Source organism: Pseudomonas sp. R32 (assembly GCF_009866705.1).
In the GTDB taxonomy this organism is placed as follows: domain Bacteria; phylum Pseudomonadota; class Gammaproteobacteria; order Pseudomonadales; family Pseudomonadaceae; genus Aquipseudomonas; species Aquipseudomonas donghuensis.
Genome location: NZ_CP019396.1, coordinates 842,789 through 862,415, shown reverse-complemented (window position 1 = coordinate 862,415; position 19,627 = coordinate 842,789). Strand labels below are relative to the sequence as shown.

The following is a 19,627-nucleotide window of genomic DNA, read 5'->3' as shown; positions in this document are numbered from 1 at the left end:
GGCGATGATCAGCCAGGTGGTGGCCTCGGTGCAGAAGGTCAGCGACTCCTCGGAGCACACCGCCGACATCGCCATCCGCACCAACCAGGGCGTGCACAAGCAAATGGCCGAAATCGACCTGGTGGCCACCGCCGTGCACGAGATGACCGCCACCGCCCAGGACGTTGCGCGCAACGCCACCCATGCGGCCCAGGCCGCCAGCAACGCCGATCAGGCCGCCCACCAGGGCCTGGAAATCGTGCGCAACACCTCCCATTCGATCAGCGCCCTGGCCGAGGAAATCGGCCGCGCTGTCGGCGTGGTGCAAACCCTGGCCCGCGACAGCGAGAACATCAACGCCATCCTTATCGCCATCCGCGCGATTGCCGAACAGACCAACTTGCTGGCGCTCAACGCCGCGATCGAGGCAGCGCGCGCCGGTGAACAGGGCCGTGGTTTTGCCGTGGTGGCCGACGAGGTGCGTAACCTGGCGCAGAAAACCCAGCAGGCCACCGAAGAAATCCAGCAGATGATCCAGCAACTGCAGCAGGGTACCCGCGATGTGGTGCGCGTCATGGAAGACAGCCAGGGCAAGACCGACGACAGCGTGCAGCAAGCGGCGCGCGCCGCCGAAGCCCTGGAGAGCATCACCCAGGCGGTATCGGTGATCAACGACATGAACACGCAGATAGCCAGTGCAGCCGAAGAACAGAGCGCGGTAGCCGAGGATATCAACCGCAACGTGATCAATATCGGCCAGGTGGCCAACGAAGTGGCGGGCGGCGCCGATGAGTCAAGCACCGCCAGTGCCGAGCTGACCAAGCTGGCCGAGCAGCAGCGGCGGTTGATCAACCAGTTCAGAGTGTGAGGCCTTGGGGCTGCTTCGCAGCCCATCGCTGGCAAGGCCAGCTCCCACAGGGTCAGTACACACTCCATTGTGGCAGCCGGCCTTGCCTGCGAAGCCCTTTCCAGCCCCCTCAAGCCGGGGTCAAGCACTCCGGCCCATTGAGCTTGGGATCGTTGACGAAATTGGCCAGCACCCGCTCGCGCAGCGGTGCCTGGCCGCCCGCCAGCAATTCGTACAAGCGCGCCGGCGGGGTCTGGGGATCAAGCCACGCCGCTTGCCCGGCGGCATCAAGAATCAGCGGCCGTCGCTGGGTCATCGCCGCCTGGGTCACCACCGCGGTGCTCAGCCAGACCTGATCCTGCACCGGATACGCCTCCCAGATCGCGGCAAAAAACAACGAGGAGCCCTCCCCCGGCGTCAACCAGTAGGGGCGCTTGCGCTGGGTGCCACGCCATTCGTAAAAACCGTTGGCCGGCAACAGGCAGCGGCGCAGGCGAAAGGCCTCACGGAACATCGGCTGTTCGGCCAGGGTCTCGGCCCGGGCATGGGCCGGGGTGCGTGACAAGTCGGTGAGCCAGGCCGGAGTCAGCCCCCAGCGCGCCCGCGCCAGTTCCATCTGGCCATCGTCGAGACGGCGCTGGATCAGCACCGAGGCACCGGGGGAGATGTTCCATTGCGCCTGCTGGTCACTGGGAAATCCCGGCAACGCAGCAAAGGCGGGAGACCAGCGAAACAGCGCATAACGTCCACACATGAGGGGCAAAAACCTAGCAAATCAGGGTTCCGGGGAGGTTCTCCGGTTCGTCGCCCACAAGTGGCTGGGCGCTATTGTACGCGGCGATCAGCTCGCGTGCGCAGGCGGCCTGCTCATCAGCCACCGCCAGGCCCAACAGACCGTGCATCGGCAGGTCGCCCATGGCGCCCATCAGGTCGCGGCCGACCAGGTGCACGGTGATGCCTTCACTGGCGAGCATGCCGATAAGCATTTGCGCTTCCAGCAGGCTTTCAGGCTCGTAAATTCGCTGCATCAGTCATTCTCACCATAAACGTCCAGCATCCATTCCTCGCCATGCACCTGCAGCACGAAGCGGATCGGCTTGCAGCACACCTGGCAGTCCTCGATGTACTCCTGATCGCCGCCCGACAGGTCCACCGTCGTCTCGACTTCTTCACCACAATAAGGACAATCGTAGATCGCTGTCTCCAGCATCGCGGCCTCCCGAGTGACTTGTGCGTATAATTGCCGGTCTATTTACAGGCCCTGAGTGTGTCTGAGCCGTTTTTCAGACCCCGGCCCTACCTATTACCCTAGCCGTTTCCAACAAGAGAGCATGATGGGCGAATTCGATGCCATCCGACCGTACGACGACGCTGAAGTCCCTGCCGTTCTGGCACGGCTGCTCAGCGACCCGGCATTCCTCGATATCCTCACCCACTTCCGCTTCCCGCGCATGGCCGGGGCCTTCGGCTGGCTGCTCAAGCCGTTGATCGCCCGACGCCTGCGCAAAGAGTTTGCCGGGGTCAGCTGCGTCTCGACGCTGCAGGACAAGGTCGAATACTACGTCGACCACACCATCGAGCGGGCAACCGACGGCGTGACCTATACCGGTGTAGAGCAGCTCAAGGCCGGTACCGCCTACCTGTTCCTGGCCAACCATCGCGATATCGTCATGGATCCGGCGTTCGTCAACTATGCCGTCTACCACGCCGGCCTGCCGACCCCGCGCATTGCCATTGGCGACAACCTGCTGCAAAAGCCGTTCGTCAGCGACATGATGCGCCTGAACAAGAGCTTTATCGTGCACCGCTCGATCACCGGCCGCCGGGAAAAGCTTGCCGCTTACCAGTTGCTGTCGGCCTACATCAACCATTCGATCCGCAATGACTGCCAGTCGATCTGGATCGCCCAGGCCGAAGGCCGGGCCAAGGATGGTGATGACCGGACCGATTCGGCGATCCTGAAAATGTTCCACATGAGCCGCAAGGACGAGCCGTTCGGCGCAGTGATCCAGTCGCTGAACCTGAGCCCGGTGTCGATCAGTTACGAGTACGACCCGTGCGATCAGGCCAAGGCCCGCGAGCTGTACATCCGCGCCACCACCGGCACCTACAGCAAGGCGCCAGGTGAAGATGACGTCAGCATTGCCCAGGGCATCACCGGCTACAAAGGCCGCGTACACATCAACTTTGCCCCGCCGGTGAGCGAGTTCGTCGAGGACACCAAGCAACTGGCAGCCGAGATCGACCGGCAGATTCTGGCCGGTTACCGGTTGTTCCCGGTGCATTATCTGGCGTATGCGCAGTGGACCGATGCCGACCCGACGCTGGCAGTACCGGTGGCGGCCAAGGTGTTTCCGGCCGATGAACTGGCCCGTGCCCAGGCCGAATGGCAGCGCCGCCTGGACGCTTGCCCGGCCGAGCATCGGCCGTTCCTGGTGCAGCAGTATGCGACGCCGGTACGCAATCAGTACCGGGTCAAGGCGGGGTTGGCGCTTTAGGTCGCACCGCGTCGCCTGCATCGCTGGCAAGCCAGCTCCCACAGGAACACTCTGTGGGAGCCGGCTTGCCAGCGATGGGCTGCGAAGCAGCCCCGATCACACCCAGGTACTGAACCAGGACAGCAACAAGGCCAGCGCCAGGAAGGCGAAACCGAGGATGTAGTAAAAACGGTTGATGCGCAGGCTCATGCCATCGACCACCGCCTCATCGGCGGCCATGCCCGCCAGGGTTTGCGCCGCGCGACGCCGGGCGCTGTGCAGCAGCAGGCCGCCCGGGCAGGTCAGCAGCAGGGCCAGCAGATTGATCAGCTTGGCCGGATGGGCGGCAAACAGCCCCCAGATCACTTGCAACGACATCGCAAAACCTCAAAAAGAAGTACATCGATACTTTCGACACGGCGGGCATTCTACCCAAGCGCCGCGCCCGTGCCTGCCCTTTGCGACCAACGACGATTAATTCGCAGCGTCACACGCTCGTCATCTGGACACGCCACTCTATCGGCCGTCGCCACCCACCGGAGCTTGTCATGCTGCACGCCGAAAACCAGGACCGTCTCTACCTGATCGCCCAGAGCGACGAGCAGCAGGCGCTGATCGACGGCCTGGCGTTCAACGTCCAGGACCGCCAATGGCTGGTGTACTGCGCCCTGGGCGGACATGCCCATGATGATCTGCCCGAAGTCGACGGCCCTACCGGTATCAGCGTACTGGATTTCTACGTCGAAGCCGCCTGAGCGTCCAGAAACGCAAAAGCCCGATGCCTACCCTGCAGGCATCGGGCTTTTTACTGTCTGGGCTTACTCGCCGAGGATCTGGCCGACGGCCTGGTCCTTGAACAGACGGGTCAGGGCGTCGCTCAGCACATCACCCACCAGCTTGGTGTTGGTTTCCTGGTTCGGCGCCATGCCGAAACGCTGGTCGAGCGAGGCGCCGTAACGGCCGCTGTAGCGACGGTTGGCGTTGGCCACATCAGCCTTGAAAGTCGCACCGATGGTGGCTTCGGTCACGTACATGCCTTCTTTTGGCGACTGGTACTTGAGCTCGGTCAGGGTCACGGTCAGTTGCGGCGCGTTGTAGGCATTCGGCGTCGGCGTGAAGCCCAGCAGCCGCACAGCCGCTTCGGCCTGGGCCTGCAGTTTTGGCAGGATATCGTTGCTGGTCACCGTGATGGCACTGGTTTCCGGGTACAGGCCGCCACGGGTGCCCAGGGTTTGCGAGGCACGGCCATCGACCACCTTGACCACCACCGGCTGGCCATGACCGACCGGCGCCAGCTGAGCGGTGAGTTTCGGTTGCGGGCTGAGTTGTTGCGGGCTGTGGGCACAACCGGCCAGGGTCAGACTGGTCACCGCGATCAAACCGAACAACAAACGTTGCAACATGCTCATCTCTCCAGAATAGGCAGCAAAGGCCGCCAGTATAACCAGCACAAGGCAGCCCAGCTATCGGCGTGCCATTAGTGAGTAAGACAGGCCGCAGCGGCCACGGTTCGCTGTCACAATCGTTTCATCACTGCCCGGTTATCCTTGTCTCAAATCTTCACAGGGATACCGCCATGCCCTCGCTCCTGGCCCTGCTGTTCAAACGCAATCCACAACGCTGCTTTGCCCGCCTCGACGCCCAGGGCCATTGCCAGGCCTTCAAGCAGTGCGCGCAGGCCCCCGCGACCAGCGGCTGGGTGGAAATCAACGAAATTCGCCTGGCCTGGCTCAACCGTCCACTGCCCGCCAACGCCCGTGTTTCAAAGCGTGTCAGCGGAAACTGGCTGCAACGCACCCTCGCCGCCTGAGTTTTGCCTCAATAAAAGTCGCTAATAAAGAGTTTTTCTGCCCGCGACATCGCTATAATCTCCCCCCGATTATAAGGACGTCTCCTGATCGGGCCTCGCAGTACCGCCAATGCACAGCATTGCGCATCCCCCGCACCGCCCACAGAGAGCCTTCCACACAGGTCTTGCACCAGCCAGTGTGCCTGCGTCATTCGGCCCTCTGCCCTGCCTGAACCTGCCGGGTCTGCCATCGCGCAGTCCATTTTGAGGTTCACGTCTCCAAAAGAGCGTGAAAAAACGGGTTTTCACAACTTCACGAGAGTGTGGCGAGCAATGAACAGTCTGGCATGTGCAAAAGCACCTAAAGTGTCCCGAACAGCCCTGAACAGCTGGCAACAGCGCTCATTTGCAATGGGTGCCTGAAACCGGTCCATAACGCACGACGGATACCTTGACCATAAGTCGAATTGCCGCACCGGCTGTAAAATGCGTTCATAGGCAACGCAAAGCCCGGTTGGTGGTGTCCGCTGAAGTTGCAAGAACTGCGAAGAATCGGACATGGCGATCCTGGCAAGCCAGGGATCCTATGCTGTCAATTTGGTGCTGAAGATTTTGGAGACGCGTTAATGGCGCAGAACGAAGCAGTCGATGTAGTACTGGTAGGGGCAGGCATCATGAGTGCCACCCTGGCCGTACTGCTCAAGGAACTCGACCCGGCGATCAAGCTGGAAGTCGTCGAGTTGATGGATTCGGGTGCCGCGGAAAGTTCCAACCCGTGGAACAACGCCGGGACCGGCCATGCCGGGCTGTGTGAACTGAACTACACGCCACAGGCCGCCGACGGCAGCATCGATATCAAGAAAGCGGTGCATATCAACACCCAGTTCGAGGTTTCCCGGCAGTTCTGGGCTTACCTGAGCAAAAAAGGCGCGTTCAGCTCGCCACGGGCGTTCATCAACCCCGTGCCGCACCTGAGCTACGTCGAAGGCGAAAAGGGCATCAGCTTCCTCAAGAAGCGTTTCGAGCTGCTCAAGCAGCACCATGCCTTCGCCGAGATGGAATACACCGAAGACAAGGCGGTGATGAACGAGTGGATGCCGCTGATGATGCCGGGTCGCCCCGCCGACCAGCAGATCGCCGCCACCCGCGTCATGAAAGGCACCGACGTCAACTTCGGCGCGCTGACCAACAAGCTGCTCAAGCACCTGGCCAACGCGCCCCAGGCGCAGGTCAAGTACTGCAAGAAGGTCACCGGCCTGCGCCGTAACGGCAGCGGCTGGACCGTCAGCATCAAGGACGTCAACAGCGGCAGCAGCCGTGAAGTCGACGCCCGCTTCGTGTTCCTCGGCGCCGGTGGCGCGGCCCTGCCGCTGCTGCAACTGTCGGGTATCGAGGAGAGCAAGGGCTTTGGCGGTTTCCCGGTCAGCGGCCAGTGGCTGCGTTGCGACAACCCTGAAGTGGTCAAGCACCACCAGGCCAAGGTCTACAGCCAAGCCGCGGTCGGTTCGCCACCCATGTCGGTACCGCACCTGGATACCCGCGTAGTTGACGGCAAGACCTCGCTGCTGTTCGGCCCGTATGCCGGCTTCACCACCAAGTTCCTCAAGCACGGCTCGTTCCTCGACCTGCCGCTGTCGGTACGCATGGGCAACATTGGCCCGATGCTGGCCGTGGCCCGCGACAACATGGACCTGACCAAGTACCTGGTCAGCGAAGTGATGCAGTCGATGGAGCAGCGCCTGGAGTCCCTGCGCCGCTTCTACCCCGAAGCCAAAGCCGAGGACTGGCGCCTGGAAGTGGCTGGCCAACGCGTGCAGATCATCAAGAAAGACCCGAAAAAAGGCGGCATCCTGCAGTTCGGTACCGAACTGGTTGCGGCCAAGGACGGCTCCCTGGCCGCCCTGCTCGGTGCTTCGCCAGGTGCTTCGGTGACCGTGTCGATCATGCTGGAACTGATCGAGCGCTGCTTCCCCGAGCAAGCCAAAGGCGCCTGGGCTGCCAAGCTCAAGGAAATTTTCCCGGCCCGGGAAAAGGTCCTGGCCACCGACGCTGCCCTGTACCACAAGATCAGTGCGTACAACGACGAGGCCCTGGGCCTGGTCGAGAACAGCCCGGCGCAGAGCTACGCGTAACTTGCCGGCATAAAAATCTATGGTCACCCCATTTTTTGCAATACTGATTAACGGATGAAATGGTTGGCTTGCTTAAATCTATCCGGCGTCAAATTGGGGCAAGCCCCGCGCCACGATGAGAGTCGCGCCTGACGATCCTTAAAAACCGCTCGGCTTCGAGAGCCGATTTTTATGCCAGGATCTTCGCCAGGCCGGTAGGCCGTTCAGTTCATCTATTGCTCAGCTATCGCAAAACCTGAAAGGTGAGTCGTGGTACAGCAACAACCGCAGGGTCAGGCGCTCAAGGCGCCTGGCCCTGTTTCGTATTGGGTGTGGTGAGCAGAAATCGCCCAAGCTATGCGGGCGAGCTTGTTGGCCAGCGCGCAGGCGACTACGTTTGAGTGCCGCCGCGTCAGAAGTGCTCGCACCCAGTCCGCCAACGGCCCTTTCTGCCGCTCCAGGTGCTGCATGTAGACTCTGGCGCATTGCACCAACAGCCGTCGCAGATTCTTGTCGCCACGCTTGCTGATACCTAGCAAATTAGCTTTGCCGCCTGTGCTGTATTGCCTGGGCACCAAGCCTAGAGATGCCGCAAAATCTCGACTGCAGCCGTATTGCTGGCCGTCGCCCATTTCCACAGCCAGCAGGCTGGCGGTGATCGGCCCGACACAGGGCATGCTCAGCAAACGACGCCCTAGATCATCGTCGGCCAGCTGGCCTGCCAGCTCTTTATCCAGCTCCTTAATTTGCTCGTCCAGATACACAAAATGGCCGTGCAGACGTTGCAGTAGCACCGTCAGCCGAACAGGCAGCTCGTGCTCCGCCAGTACAGCAGACAGACGCTTCATGACCGCCAGCCCCTGCGGCAAGCTAATGCCGAACTCAAGCAAGAACCCATGCATCTGGTTGACGGCCTTGGTGCGGTCGCGGATTAGTGACTCGCGTAGGCGATGCAACACAGAAAGGGTCTGCTGGGCTTCGGTCTTGGGCGAAACGAAACGCATCGAGGGGCGTGAAGCGGCTTCGCAGATTGCTTGCGCATCGACGAAATCGTTTTTATTGCCTTTGACAAAGGGCTTAACGAATTGAGGCGAGATCAGCCTGACCTGATGCCCTAAGGCAGCCAGCTCGCGAGCGACGAAGTGTGCACCGGCACACGCTTCCATAACCACGGTGCACGCTGGCAAATTGGCAAAAAACCGCATCATTTGCTGTCGTGAGAGTTTCTTGCGAAACAGCTCTCGGCCGGACTTATCCTGGCCGTGCAAATGGAAGGTGTGTTTGCCTAGGTCGATACCGACCAGTGCCAAATCGCTCATGGTGATGGCCTCCGGAAATAAAACACCCTGCGAAAGCGTAGCCCTCGCAGGGTGTCGGGGTGACCATCTCATTAAACGCCCTTCGGGGCGTTTTTTTATGGGCGCTGTTTTCAGCTGCGGGCCTTGTCGATGATCTCGATGTAGTCGGCGGCGTTACGCTGATCCTTGATGATCTCGACAAAAGTCTGGCCGTGCTCGTCCTTGCCGTCCAGGTCAAAGCCAGCCTCGACGAAGAAGCCGACATAGCGCTCGAAGTCATCGATGCGCAGGCCGCGGTAGCCCTTGATCAGCTTGTGCAGCGACGGCGAAGTGACGTTATCAGCCGGCTCGTACTGGAGGAACGACTTGACGTAGTCGTCGCTGATCTCATCACCAATCACTTGCTTCTTGTCTTTACGCATTGCCGACTCCAACTGAACCATCACGGACATTTTCACGGGTCGGCAGTTTACCCCCGGGCAGCGCCGGCACTCAACGCGCGCGTACGCTACCGGTGTGCAGATCGGCCCAGATGTGACCATTGGGGTAGCTGAGGAACTGCACATAGACCGTATCGTTGCGCAGCAGATCGAGCATGACCCGGTACTGGGCCAGCGGGTAGTTCAGCGTCAGAGTCTTGCTCTTGTCATCGAACACCGGCTTTTTCAGGCTTTTGCTTTCGGCATCGAAGCTGATCAACACCTGGCTGATGGTCGCGCCCTTGCTCAGCGGCTTGCCTTTGAGGCGCAGGATCAACGGTGAGGTCACCGGGATAGGCTGCTGGTTGGACTGGCGCTGGTTGCCGACCACTACGGAGTAGCTGGTGACCTGCAGCAGCTGCTGTGACTCAGCAGCTTCCTTGCGCAACCCAAGATCATCGGGCGGCAGGAACTGGCTATGCAGGGGCGCTGCGGCCAGCGGCATGCTCAGCAGGAACAACAGGGGGAAGATCGCACGCATGTCAGGCTCCTTGGGGGCAGCCTGGCACTCTAGCATGGGCCGATGATCGCGGGGCAAGCCGCTCTCACAGGTTATGTGAGAGCGGCGCTGCGGCGCCTCGGCTTGCCCCGCGATTGGAAGTCAGAGTCCTTTAACCGCGTAGATACCGTTGGCGTTACGCCAGTAACCTTTGTAGTCCATACCATAACCGAACACGTAGCGGTCGACGCAGCTCAAGCCGCAGAAGTCGGCCTTGAGGTCGGCGCTGGCCTTGCGATCATGGTCCTTGTCGATCAGTACGGCAGTATGCACGGCACGGGCACCGGCGTGCTTGCAGAAGTCGATAATAGCGCTAAGGGTATGACCTTCATCAAGGATGTCGTCGATGATCAGCACATCACGATCAATGAACGAAACTTCCGGCTTGGCCTTCCAGAACAGGTCGCCGCCGCTGGTCTGGTTGCGGTAGCGGGTGGCGTGCAAGTAGGACGATTCCAGCGGGAACTGCAGATGAGTCAGCAGCTTGCCGGCGAAGATCAGGCCGCCGTTCATCACGCAGAACACTACCGGGTTGCTATCGGCCAGCACTTCGGTGATCTGCGCGCCCACGCGGGCGATGGCTGCCTCGACTTCGGCTTCGGTGTGCAGGCAGTCAGCCTCGCGCATGACTTGACGGATGTGCTCGAGATCGGCGGACATGGCGCTCTCCAAGGGGCGGCAATTGAGAAAAGCGGGCAAAGGTACGCATCCCGTCGCATCAGATCAAGCATTTCTGGACTAACGTCCAGTAAGTCTGAGGACATGCATGGCTGAATAGATTAATCTAGCGCGGTTTTTTTGCCCGCCCCCCGGAGCCTTTCCCTATGCCTACCCGTGAGATCCGTCACCCGCTGATCCGCCACAAGCTCGGCCTGATGCGTCGCGCCGACATCAGCACCAAGAATTTTCGCGAGCTCGCCCAGGAAGTCGGTACGCTCCTGACCTACGAAGCCACCAAAGACCTGCCCCTGGAAAGCTATGAAATCGATGGCTGGTGCGGCAAGGTCCAGGTCGAGAAAATCGCTGGCAAGAAAATCACTGTAGTACCGATCCTGCGTGCCGGCATCGGCATGCTCGATGGCGTGCTCAGCCTGATTCCGGGCGCCAAGGTCAGCGCCGTTGGCGTGGCCCGCAACGAGGAAACCCTCGAAGCGCACACCTACCTGGAAAAACTCGCCCCGGAAATCAACGAACGCCTGGCCCTGATTATCGACCCGATGCTGGCCACCGGCGGCTCGATGGTCGCCACCATCGACCTGCTGAAGAAAGCCGGGTGCAAGGACATCCGCGCCATGGTCCTGGTCGCCGCGCCCGAAGGCATCGCCGTGGTGGAAAAAGCCCACCCGGACGTGCAGATCTACACCGCCTCGATCGACCAGCGCCTGAACGAACACGGTTACATCATCCCTGGCCTGGGCGATGCCGGTGACAAGATTTTCGGCACCAAGCAGAAGGACGCCTGAACATGCAGGATGAGTTCAACGACCCGCTCTGGCGCCAGGTCGTCTCTGGCGCGCAGATGCTCTTCGTCGCCTTCGGCGCGCTGGTACTGATGCCGCTGATTACCGGCCTTGACCCCAACGTCGCGCTGTTCACGGCGGGTCTGGGAACTCTGCTGTTTCAGGTGGTTACCGGTCGCCAGGTGCCGGTGTTCCTGGCTTCGAGCTTCGCGTTCATTACCCCGATCATCCTTGCCAAGGGCCAGTTCGGCCTGGCCGAGACCATGGGCGGGGTAATGGCGGCAGGTTTCGTCTACACCTTCCTCGGCCTTGCGGTAAAAATCAAAGGCACCGGCTTTATCGACCGCTTGCTGCCGCCGGTAGTGATTGGCCCGGTGATCATCTCCATCGGCCTGGCAATGGCGCCGATTGCCGCCAACATGGCCATGGGCAAGGCCGGTGACGGCACCGAGCTGCTGCCCTACAGCACCGCGATGATGATCTCCATGCCGGCACTGCTGACCACCCTGATCGTTGCCGTGTTCGGCAAAGGCATCTTCCGCCTGGTGCCGATCATCGCCGGCGTGCTGGTGGGCTTTGGCCTGTCGTTCTACTTTGGCGTGGTCGACACCGCCAAGATCGCCGCCGCGCCATGGCTGGCGCTGCCGCACTTCACCGCACCTGCGTTCAACTGGCAGGCGATCCTGTTCATCGTACCGGTGGCCCTGGCGCCGGCGATCGAGCACATCGGCGGCGTGATTGCCGTTGGCAGCGTGACCGGCCGCGATTACCTGAAAAAGCCCGGCTTGCACCGCACCCTGCTCGGGGACGGCATCGCCACCACCACTGCCGGCCTGTTCGGCGGGCCACCCAACACCACCTATGCCGAAGTGACCGGCGCGGTGATGCTGACCAAGAACTACAACCCGAAGATCATGACCTGGGCGGCAATCTTTGCCATCACCCTGGCCTTCATCGGCAAGTTCGGCGCGCTGCTGCAGAGCATTCCGGTACCGGTAATGGGCGGCATTCTCTGCCTGCTGTTCGGCTCGATCGCGGCGGTAGGCATGAACACCATGATCCGCCACAAGATCGACCTCAGCGAGGCGCGCAACCTGGTGATCGTTTCGGTGACCCTGGTGTTCGGAATCGGTGGCGTGCTGATCGGTAGCGGCACCGGCCCCGATGACTGGGGCCTGAAGGGCATCGCCCTGTGCGCGGTGGTGGCTATTGCCCTGAACCTGCTGCTGCCGGGTAACGACAGCTGGAAGAACAAGGCGCTGGACGATCAGTTGCCTTGATCTGAATGCCAGTCAGGGCCGCTGCGCGGCCCATCGCCGGCAACGCCGGCTCCCACAATGGCAATGCATGCCATTTGTGTGGGAGCTGGCTTTGCCAGCGATGAGGCCCTCAAGCCTCTTCGCACATCCCCTTCAAGGCCTGTACCCACTGCGGGTGATCATTCAGGCACGGCACCAGCACCAGCTCTTCGCCGCCCGCCTCGACAAACTGCTCGCGCCCACGATCACCGATCTCCTCCAGCGTCTCGATGCAGTCGGCGACAAACGCCGGACACATCACCAGCAGCTTTTTCACCCCAGACTTGCCCAGCTCGTCCAGCCGCGTTTCGGTATAGGGCTCGATCCACTTCGCCCGCCCCAGCCGCGACTGAAACGACACCGACCACTTGCCGTCGGCGATACCCATCTTCTGCGCAAAGGCCTGGGCGGTGCGCAGGCACTGGCCGCGGTAACAGACCGCAAGCATCTCGGGCGAAGCATCGCGACAGCAATCAGCGTCCTGGAAACAATGGTTGCCGGTCGGATCGAGTTTTTTCAGGTGCCGCTCGGGCAGCCCATGAAAACTCAACAACAGGTGATCGTAATCCTGCTGCAGATAAGGCTGTGCACTGGCCACCAGGGCATCGATGTACTCGGGCTTGTCGTAGAACGGCTGCAGAATCGCCATCTCGATCGGCAGCTTCTGCTCGGCAATTACCTGTTTAGCCTGCTCGACAACCGTGGTCACGGTGCTGTCGGCAAATTGTGGATAAAGCGGTGCGAGGGTGACGTTCTTCACCCCCTGGGCTGCCAGGCGCGCCAGCACCGTCGGCAGCGAAGGCTCGCCGTAGCGCATGGCGATTTCCACCGGGCCGTGTGTCCATTGCTCGCGCATGGCTGCCTGCAGGCGGCGGGTCAGCACCACCAGTGGCGAACCCTCGTCCCACCAGATCGAGGCATAGGCATGGGCCGACTGCTCCGGGCGCTTGATCAGGATCAGCGACACCAGCAGGCGCCGCACCGGCCACGGCAGGTCGATGACATAAGGGTCCATCAGAAACTGATTGAGGTACCGGCGCACGTCGGCGACAGAAGTGGAGGCCGGTGAACCCAGGTTGACCAGCAGCAAAGCGTGATCGGTCATGCAACGTCCTATTTCAGAGGCGGCTGGACAGTTCGTCCAGGGCCGATTGCAGATCATTGAAGCGGAAGGTAAAACCGGCCGCCAGCAAACGTACCGGCCGCGCCCGTTGCCCACCCAGCAGCAGGGTCGACAGCTCGCCAAGCCCGGCCTTGAGCACCAGCGCCGGCAACGGCATCAACGCCGGGCGGTGCAAGGCCCGGCCCAGACGCTTGGCGAACTCGCGGTTGCGCACCGGCTCCGGGGCGCAGGCATTATAAGGACCGCTGGCATCCTTGTGCTGCAAGAGAAAATCAATCAGGGCGATCTGGTCATGTATATGAATCCACGGCATCCACTGCCGACCATCGCCGATAGGCCCGCCCAGCCCCAGTTTGAACGGCAGGCGCAGGCGCGACAAAAAGCCGCCCTCGCTCGATAGCACCAGACCGGTACGCACCAGTACCACCCGAATACCCAAGGCCTGGGCTGTCATTGCGGTTTCTTCCCAAGCGATGCACAACTGGCTGGCGAAATCCTCCTTGACCGGCTGTGAAGCCTCGGTCAATTCACGCTCGCCGCCATCGCCGTACCAACCGACCGCCGATCCGGAAATCAGCACCTGCGGACGTTGCTGGCGCGCCTCAAGCCAGGCTATCAACTGTTCAGTCAGGGTGATTCTGCTTGCCCACAATAGCGCGCGGCGCCCGGAGCTCCAGGGGCGGTCGGCGATCGGCGCACCGGCCAGATTGATCACCGCATCCAGGGTGTCGTCATTGCTCAGGTCTTCAAGCCGGGCAATGCCGCGCACACTGGCACCACACAGCCTGCCCACCTGTTCAGGGCGGCGACTCCAGACCGTCAACCGATGCCCCTGGGCCAGCCAGTGCTGACACAGCTGTTGGCCGATCAACCCGGTACCGCCGGTCAGCAATATATGCATGGCTGTGTCCTCACATGGCGCGCCAGTGGTCTATTTTTAACAACAAGGCACTTTTTTGACCGATCGCTCTCGGATAAACATAGGCCAACCTGTGGTAACGAGCGGAATCATCTTATACATGATCCATGCATTGTACAGGTTAGCCGGGCAGCATAGTCTGCAACCCTAAGGTTCGAAGAGGCCATCATGACTGTACCTATTGCCATCATCGGGGCCGGTATTGCCGGCCTGTCCGCGGCCCAGGCGTTGCAAAAGGCCGGGCAGACCGTTCATTTGTTCGACAAAGGCCACGGTAGCGGCGGACGCATGGCCAGCAAGCGTAGCGATGCTGGCGCCCTTGATCTCGGCGCCCAGTACTTCACCGCCCGCGACCGGCGCTTTGTCGACCAGCTCCAGCAATGGGTGGCCGCTGGCTGGGCGGCCGAATGGAAGCCGCAGCTCTACCACTATCAGGACGGCGTGCTCAGCCCCTCGCCCGACGAACAGACGCGCTGGGTCGGCGTGCCGCGCATGAGTGCAATCACCCGCGGCCTGCTCAAGGACGTCACGGTGAATTTCAGCTGCCGCATCGCCGAGGTCTATCGCGGCCAGAAATACTGGCATTTGCAGGACACAGACGGCTGCAGCCACGGCCCCTTCAGCCGGGTCGTGGTCGCTGTACCGGCGCCCCAGGCCACCCAGTTGCTCAGTGCTGCCCCCAAGCTCGCCGCCACCGCTGCGGGCGTACAAATGGACCCGACCTGGGCCATCGCCCTGGCCTTCGACACCCCGCTCGACACCCCGATGCAGGGGTGTTTCGTCCAGGACAGCGCCCTCGACTGGCTGGCACGCAACCGCAGCAAACCCGGGCGCGACGAACATATGGATACCTGGGTGCTGCATGCCACCTCCAGTTGGAGCAAGCAACACATCGACCTGCCCAAGGAGGCCGTGATCGAGCAACTGTGGGGCAGCTTTGCCGAACTGGTCGGCTGCGTGGTCCCTGCCCCGAATTTCTCCCTCGCCCATCGCTGGCTGTATGCACGCCCCTCCAGCAACCATGAGTGGGGCGCATTGGCCGACGCCGACCTGGGCCTGTATGCCTGTGGCGACTGGTGCCTGTCCGGCCGCGTCGAAGGGGCCTGGCTCAGTGGCCAGGAAGCGGCTCGGCGCTTGCTGGAACACCTGGAGTAAATCAGCGGAGCTACCCTCGTTCAGCCCCGCCGCCGTTCAAGACCCTGCTGAAAAGCTGTACAAGAAAATTGACTTGCATAGGTTTATCTCTATGATGAGATTTACCTGTACAAGATTTTATTTCTGTACAACTAATACAGGATCTGTTCATGGACGCGTGCGACCTGCCGTGCAAACCTAGAATTGCCGTCAGCGCCTGCCTGGTCGGCCAGGAGGTTCGCTTCAACGGCGGCCACAAGGCATCACGACTGTGCAACGAGGTCCTGAGCAAACATTTCGATTTTGTTCCGATATGCCCGGAAGTGGCCATTGGCCTGGGCGTGCCTCGCCCGGCCATCCGCCTGGTGGGCGACCCCGCCGACCCGCAGGCGGTGTGCAGCCGCGATCCAGGGCTGGACCTGTCCGGCCCGTTGCGCGCCTATGGTCAGCAAATGGCCAATGACCTCAATGACATTTGCGGCTACATCTTCATGCACAAATCACCGTCCTGCGGGTTGCAGCGGGTCAAGGTGTATCAGGCCAATGGCTACCCCGCAGTAGAAGGTGGCCGCGGGCTGTTCGCCGCCGCGTTCTGTCAACAGCGCCCCGACCTGCCGGTGGAAGAAGACGGCAGGCTGTGTGATCCAGTGCTGCGGGAGAACTTCATCACCCGGGTCTACGCCTATGCCGACTGGCAGCAATTGCTCGCCGCAGGGGTCAGCCGCGGGGCCCTGATTGCGTTCCACGCCCGCTACAAGTACCAGTTGATGGCCCACAATCCGCAGCAGTACAAAACCCTGGGCAAGCTGTTGGGCAGCATGACCCGTGACAACGATCCAACAGCACTCGCTGCGCGCTACTTCAGCCAGCTGATGCAGGCCCTGAGCCGCTGCGCCAGCCGTGGTACCCACAGCAATGTGCTGCTGCACCTGAGCGGTTACCTGCGCAACGCCCTGAGCGGCAACGACAGACAGGAAATCCAGCAGCTGATCGCCCAGTACCACGCCGGCGAAGTACCGCTGGTAGTGCCGCTGACGCTGCTCAAGCATCACCTGCGCAATCACCCCGACCCGTACCTGCTGCAGCAGGTCTACCTGCAGCCACACCCGCAAAGCCTGAGCCTGCGTAATGCCATCTGAAGCGCTGCTGCCGATCCGTGAAGTAACGCGCCTGACCGGCGTCAACCCGGTCACCCTGCGCGCCTGGGAGCGGCGCTACGGGTTGATCGTGCCGCAACGCACTGGCAAGGGGCATCGCCTTTACAGTCAGGATGACGTCCAGTGCATCCGGCAGATCCTCACCTGGCTCAATTGTGGCGTTGCAGTGAGCCAGGTCAGATCCTTGCTGGAGGCTGCGCCCAGTGCAGCGCAAGCGCCGCCCGGCAGCGACTGGCAAACCTTGCGTGAGCAACTGACGGAGGCCATCGGCGCACTCGCCGAGCGCCGTCTTGAGCAACATCTGAACCAGGCCATGGCCCTGTACCCGCCAGCAACGCTGTGCCAACAGCTGTTGATGCCGCTGCTTGCCGACCTAGAACTGCGCTGGCAAAGCCAGTTCGCCGCACACCTTGAGCAAGTGTTCTTTCACTCCTGGCTGCGCAGCAAACTGGGCGCGCGGGTGTACCACAACAATCATCAGCTGGGCGGCGCCCCGCTGTTGCTGGTCAACGCCTCTGACCTGGCCTTCGACCCGCGGCTATGGCTGAGCGCCTGGCTGGCGAGCAATGCCGGCTACCCGGTGCAGGTCTTCGATTGGCAACTGCCGGGCAATGAGCTGCCCCTGGCCATTGCCCGCCTGCAACCCTGGGCGCTGCTGCTGAGCGTCGACAAAACGCTCGACCTGGCGCGCCTGCAGCGAAACCTGGCCAACATTGAAATTCCGAAACTCCTGTGTGGCCGCGCAGTCAGCATTCATAACCAAGCGCTGAAAACCTGGAGCGACGAGACGCTGTTTGCCCTCGACTCGCCCCAGGCGGCGCTTAACTGCCTGCAGCAACTCAGCGGACGCGCCCAGAACACCACCGACAACGGCCAAGGATTCCCATGCAACTGATCTGGCTGCGCAGCGACCTGCGCGTACTCGACAACACCGCACTGGCAGCGGCCTGCGAACGGGGCCCGAGCCTGGCAGTGTGGCTGCTGAGCCCCGGGCAGTGGCAAGCCCATGACGATGCCGCGTGCAAGGTCGACTTCTGGCTGCGCAACCTGCAAGGCCTGAGCACAGCATTGGCGCAGTTGAACATTCCGTTACTGATCCGTCGCGCCGATACCTGGCAGCAGGTACCCGAGGCCCTGCTGCAACTGTGTCAGGAACATCGGGTACAGGCCGTGCATTTCAACGACGAATATGGCGTCAACGAAAGCACCCGCGACCAGGCTGTGCGCTGCACCCTGGAACAGCAAGGCATTGCCGCTCACGCCTACCTCGACCAATTGCTGTTCAAGCCCGGTAGCATCCTGACCCGCAGCGGTGGCTACTTCCAGGTCTTCAGTCAGTTCCGCAAAGTCTGTTACGAGCGTTTGCACCTAGGGCTGCCGCACCAGGTCAAAGCGCCCAAGGCGCAAGCACCGACGGGTGTGGCAAGCGACCCGGTGCCGGCTGAAGCTGCCGGCTTCCCTCTCCCCGCACAGCCTTTACGCGAACTTTGGCCTGCGGGTGAAGAAGAAGCCCGGCGCCGCCTGCGACGCTTCACCGACGAATGTGCCGAGGACTATCAGAAGCAGCGCGATTTTCCCGCCGTCGCCGGTACCAGCCAACTGTCGGCTTACCTGGCGGCCGGGGTGATTTCGCCACGCCAATGTCTGCACGCGGCGTTGAGCAACAACTTCGGCGAGTTCGACAGCGGTAACCAGGGCCTGCTGACCTGGATCAACGAGCTGCTCTGGCGCGAGTTCTACAAGCACATTCTGGTGGGCTACCCGCGCGTATCCAAACACCGCGCCTTTCGCGCGGAAACCGAAGCCCTGCCCTGGCGTCACGCGCCGGATGAGCTCAAGGCCTGGCAGCAGGGGCAAACCGGGATCCCGATCATCGACGCCGCCATGCGCCAATTGCTCGCCACTGGCTGGATGCACAACCGCCTGCGCATGGTTGTCGCCATGTTCCTGACCAAGAACCTGCTGATCGACTGGCGCGAAGGCGAACGCTTTTTCATGCGTCACTTGATCGACGGTGACCTGGCCGCCAATAATGGTGGTTGGCAGTGGAGTGCCTCGACCGGCACCGACGCAGCGCCCTATTTTCGCATCTTCAATCCCCTGAGCCAGTCTCTGCGTTTCGACCGCGCCGGCCACTTCATTCGACAGTGGCTCCCTGAACTGGCTAGCCTGGATGAAAAAAATATCCACAATCCCGTGCCTGCTGACGATCTTTTTGCTACTAATCTTTATCCACAACCTATTGTGGACCTCGGTAGCAGTCGCCAACGTGCGTTGAATGCATTCAAGAATTTACCCACGCGGCAGGAAGAGAGGGCAATAACGTGATCGAACCCATCGCGCGCAAGGTGTGGGTCACCGGTGCAGGCTCCGGCCTGGGTCTGGCGTTGGTGCAACAACTGCTTGCACAGGGCTGGAAAGTCGCCGCCAGCGGGCGGGCATCAACCGAACTACAGGGGCTGTCGCAACTGAACCCGCAGCAGTTGTTACTGCTCGATGGCAACTTGACCGATGCCGCCCAGGCGGCGCAGGCCAGCCAGCGACTCCAGGCGCAGTGGGGTGCCCTTGATTGCCTGCTGGTCAATGCCGGAACCTGCGATTATCTCGACGCGAGTATCCCGCCGACGGCAATTTTCGAAGCGATCGCCAGCAGCAACCTGAGCGCTTCGGTCCACTGCCTGCACAATGCGCTGCCACTGCTGGAGAACGGCCAGTCGCCGCAGATCATGGCAGTGCTCAGTCGCTATTCAGCGCTGCAGCTCTACGAACCAAGTCAGCCGGCAACACCGGACAACAGCCTGGCAGAAGTGTTTCGCAGCGAGTGCCAGCACTTGGCAAGCAAAGGTATCGACCTGACCCTGGTCGCGCCCCAGACCCTGAAAGTGCCGCTGGTGGCGACGCAGGTCATGCCGCAAGAGTGGACTGCAGAAAGTGCCGCCGATGTGTTGCTCCAGCGGCTACCTGAGCGGGCCCCGGAGTTGCTGCTCGAAGCCCTGAATCTCAACAGCCTCTGGCCATTGCCCGAACAACCTTCAAGCCCTGTGTAAAACCCAGGGC

23 protein-coding genes are annotated in these 19,627 nt (G+C 61.6%); 12 read left to right on the top strand and 11 right to left on the bottom strand.

Going from position 1 to position 19,627, the window contains the following annotated elements; genetic code table 11:
* Positions 1 to 4: 4 nt before the first annotated feature.
* Positions 5 to 847, top strand: a complete 843-nt coding sequence (locus PspR32_RS26590) for a methyl-accepting chemotaxis protein (protein WP_374045267.1) — start codon at positions 5 to 7, stop codon at positions 845 to 847.
* A gap of 109 nt (positions 848 to 956) precedes the next feature.
* Here PspR32_RS26590 and PspR32_RS03830 read toward each other — a convergent pair whose 3' ends face one another.
* Genes PspR32_RS03830 through PspR32_RS03820 form a run of 3 tightly spaced genes read right to left on the bottom strand, consistent with a single transcriptional unit; the run spans position 957 to position 2,036 of the window.
* On the bottom strand, positions 957 to 1,580 hold the full coding sequence (locus PspR32_RS03830; protein WP_010225773.1) for an SOS response-associated peptidase: 624 nt from the start codon (positions 1,578 to 1,580) through the stop codon (positions 957 to 959).
* A gap of 13 nt (positions 1,581 to 1,593) precedes the next feature.
* Positions 1,594 to 1,854 (bottom strand): putative signal transducing protein, encoded by a 261-nt coding sequence (locus tag PspR32_RS03825; RefSeq protein WP_010225772.1) that lies wholly within the window; start codon positions 1,852 to 1,854, stop codon positions 1,594 to 1,596.
* Positions 1,854 to 2,036: a CPXCG motif-containing cysteine-rich protein gene (locus tag PspR32_RS03820; protein WP_010225771.1), complete on the bottom strand. Its 183-nt coding sequence runs from the start codon at positions 2,034 to 2,036 to the stop codon at positions 1,854 to 1,856. The genes PspR32_RS03825 and PspR32_RS03820 overlap by 1 nt, the downstream gene beginning before the upstream one ends.
* 124 nt (positions 2,037 to 2,160) lie before the next feature.
* Here PspR32_RS03820 and PspR32_RS03815 point away from each other — a divergent pair, with 124 nt between their 5' ends.
* Positions 2,161 to 3,324, top strand: coding sequence for a 1-acyl-sn-glycerol-3-phosphate acyltransferase (locus PspR32_RS03815; protein WP_026001466.1), 1,164 nt, complete (start codon positions 2,161 to 2,163; stop codon positions 3,322 to 3,324).
* 96 nt (positions 3,325 to 3,420) lie between these two features.
* Here PspR32_RS03815 and PspR32_RS03810 read toward each other — a convergent pair whose 3' ends face one another.
* Complete coding sequence (locus PspR32_RS03810; RefSeq protein WP_036993845.1) at positions 3,421 to 3,681, bottom strand: hypothetical protein; 261 nt, start codon at positions 3,679 to 3,681, stop codon at positions 3,421 to 3,423.
* A gap of 170 nt (positions 3,682 to 3,851) precedes the next feature.
* Here PspR32_RS03810 and PspR32_RS03805 point away from each other — a divergent pair, with 170 nt between their 5' ends.
* Complete coding sequence (locus PspR32_RS03805) at positions 3,852 to 4,058, top strand: hypothetical protein (protein ID WP_010225766.1); 207 nt, start codon at positions 3,852 to 3,854, stop codon at positions 4,056 to 4,058.
* 63 nt (positions 4,059 to 4,121) lie between these two features.
* Here PspR32_RS03805 and PspR32_RS03800 read toward each other — a convergent pair whose 3' ends face one another.
* Positions 4,122 to 4,706 (bottom strand): YajG family lipoprotein, encoded by a 585-nt coding sequence (locus PspR32_RS03800; protein ID WP_010225764.1) that lies wholly within the window; start codon positions 4,704 to 4,706, stop codon positions 4,122 to 4,124.
* A gap of 173 nt (positions 4,707 to 4,879) precedes the next feature.
* On the opposite strand from PspR32_RS03800, the gene PspR32_RS03795 reads away from it, so the two are divergent.
* Both PspR32_RS03795 and mqo read left to right on the top strand, forming a co-directional pair.
* Positions 4,880 to 5,113: a hypothetical protein gene (locus PspR32_RS03795; RefSeq protein ID WP_010225763.1), complete on the top strand. Its 234-nt coding sequence runs from the start codon at positions 4,880 to 4,882 to the stop codon at positions 5,111 to 5,113.
* A 605-nt stretch (positions 5,114 to 5,718) separates the two neighbouring features.
* A complete protein-coding gene (gene mqo / locus PspR32_RS03790; RefSeq protein WP_010225762.1) occupies positions 5,719 to 7,224 on the top strand; it encodes a malate dehydrogenase (quinone) in 1,506 nt (501 codons plus the stop codon).
* Positions 7,225 to 7,496: 272 nt separating this feature from the next.
* Here mqo and PspR32_RS03785 read toward each other — a convergent pair whose 3' ends face one another.
* From PspR32_RS03785 to PspR32_RS03770, 4 genes are all read right to left on the bottom strand, one after another.
* The gene (locus PspR32_RS03785) at positions 7,497 to 8,522 is read right to left on the bottom strand and encodes an IS110 family transposase (RefSeq protein ID WP_159388107.1); all 1,026 of its coding nucleotides are present in this window, start codon (positions 8,520 to 8,522) and stop codon (positions 7,497 to 7,499) included.
* Between the two features lie 110 nt (positions 8,523 to 8,632).
* Positions 8,633 to 8,923, bottom strand: a complete 291-nt coding sequence (locus PspR32_RS03780) for a PA4642 family protein (RefSeq protein WP_010225761.1) — start codon at positions 8,921 to 8,923, stop codon at positions 8,633 to 8,635.
* Between the two features lie 70 nt (positions 8,924 to 8,993).
* On the bottom strand, positions 8,994 to 9,461 hold the full coding sequence (locus tag PspR32_RS03775) for a hypothetical protein (protein ID WP_010225760.1): 468 nt from the start codon (positions 9,459 to 9,461) through the stop codon (positions 8,994 to 8,996).
* 120 nt (positions 9,462 to 9,581) lie between these two features.
* Entirely contained in the window at positions 9,582 to 10,139 is a 558-nt protein-coding gene (locus tag PspR32_RS03770; protein WP_010225758.1) for a hypoxanthine-guanine phosphoribosyltransferase, read from the bottom strand.
* A gap of 164 nt (positions 10,140 to 10,303) precedes the next feature.
* Between PspR32_RS03770 and upp the strand changes: the two genes are divergently transcribed.
* Together upp and PspR32_RS03760 are read left to right on the top strand one after the other, a co-directional pair.
* A complete protein-coding gene (upp, locus tag PspR32_RS03765; RefSeq protein ID WP_010225757.1) occupies positions 10,304 to 10,942 on the top strand; it encodes a uracil phosphoribosyltransferase in 639 nt (212 codons plus the stop codon).
* A 2-nt stretch (positions 10,943 to 10,944) separates the two neighbouring features.
* Positions 10,945 to 12,219: a uracil-xanthine permease family protein gene (locus PspR32_RS03760; protein ID WP_010225756.1), complete on the top strand. Its 1,275-nt coding sequence runs from the start codon at positions 10,945 to 10,947 to the stop codon at positions 12,217 to 12,219.
* Positions 12,220 to 12,328: 109 nt separating this feature from the next.
* On the opposite strand, the gene hemH is transcribed toward PspR32_RS03760, so the two are convergent.
* Both hemH and PspR32_RS03750 read right to left on the bottom strand, forming a co-directional pair.
* Positions 12,329 to 13,342 carry a ferrochelatase gene (hemH, locus tag PspR32_RS03755; RefSeq protein ID WP_010225754.1) on the bottom strand — a complete coding sequence of 338 codons (1,014 nt, stop codon included), beginning with the start codon at positions 13,340 to 13,342 and terminating at the stop codon, positions 12,329 to 12,331.
* Between the two features lie 13 nt (positions 13,343 to 13,355).
* Positions 13,356 to 14,261: a TIGR01777 family oxidoreductase gene (locus tag PspR32_RS03750; RefSeq protein ID WP_036993835.1), complete on the bottom strand. Its 906-nt coding sequence runs from the start codon at positions 14,259 to 14,261 to the stop codon at positions 13,356 to 13,358.
* Positions 14,262 to 14,447: 186 nt separating this feature from the next.
* Here PspR32_RS03750 and PspR32_RS03745 point away from each other — a divergent pair, with 186 nt between their 5' ends.
* From PspR32_RS03745 to PspR32_RS03725, 5 genes are all read left to right on the top strand, one after another.
* Entirely contained in the window at positions 14,448 to 15,434 is a 987-nt protein-coding gene (locus PspR32_RS03745) for an NAD(P)/FAD-dependent oxidoreductase (RefSeq protein ID WP_010225750.1), read from the top strand.
* A 149-nt stretch (positions 15,435 to 15,583) separates the two neighbouring features.
* Positions 15,584 to 16,552 (top strand): YbgA family protein, encoded by a 969-nt coding sequence (locus PspR32_RS03740; RefSeq protein ID WP_159388106.1) that lies wholly within the window; start codon positions 15,584 to 15,586, stop codon positions 16,550 to 16,552.
* Positions 16,542 to 17,465: a MerR family transcriptional regulator gene (locus tag PspR32_RS03735; protein ID WP_159388105.1), complete on the top strand. Its 924-nt coding sequence runs from the start codon at positions 16,542 to 16,544 to the stop codon at positions 17,463 to 17,465. Before PspR32_RS03740 ends, PspR32_RS03735 begins: the two co-directional genes overlap by 11 nt.
* Positions 17,456 to 18,898, top strand: coding sequence for a deoxyribodipyrimidine photo-lyase (gene phrB, locus PspR32_RS03730; protein WP_159388104.1), 1,443 nt, complete (start codon positions 17,456 to 17,458; stop codon positions 18,896 to 18,898). The genes PspR32_RS03735 and phrB overlap by 10 nt, the downstream gene beginning before the upstream one ends.
* Positions 18,895 to 19,617, top strand: a complete 723-nt coding sequence (locus tag PspR32_RS03725; RefSeq protein WP_232531797.1) for an SDR family NAD(P)-dependent oxidoreductase — start codon at positions 18,895 to 18,897, stop codon at positions 19,615 to 19,617. The genes phrB and PspR32_RS03725 overlap by 4 nt, the downstream gene beginning before the upstream one ends.
* Positions 19,618 to 19,627 lie beyond the last annotated feature (10 nt).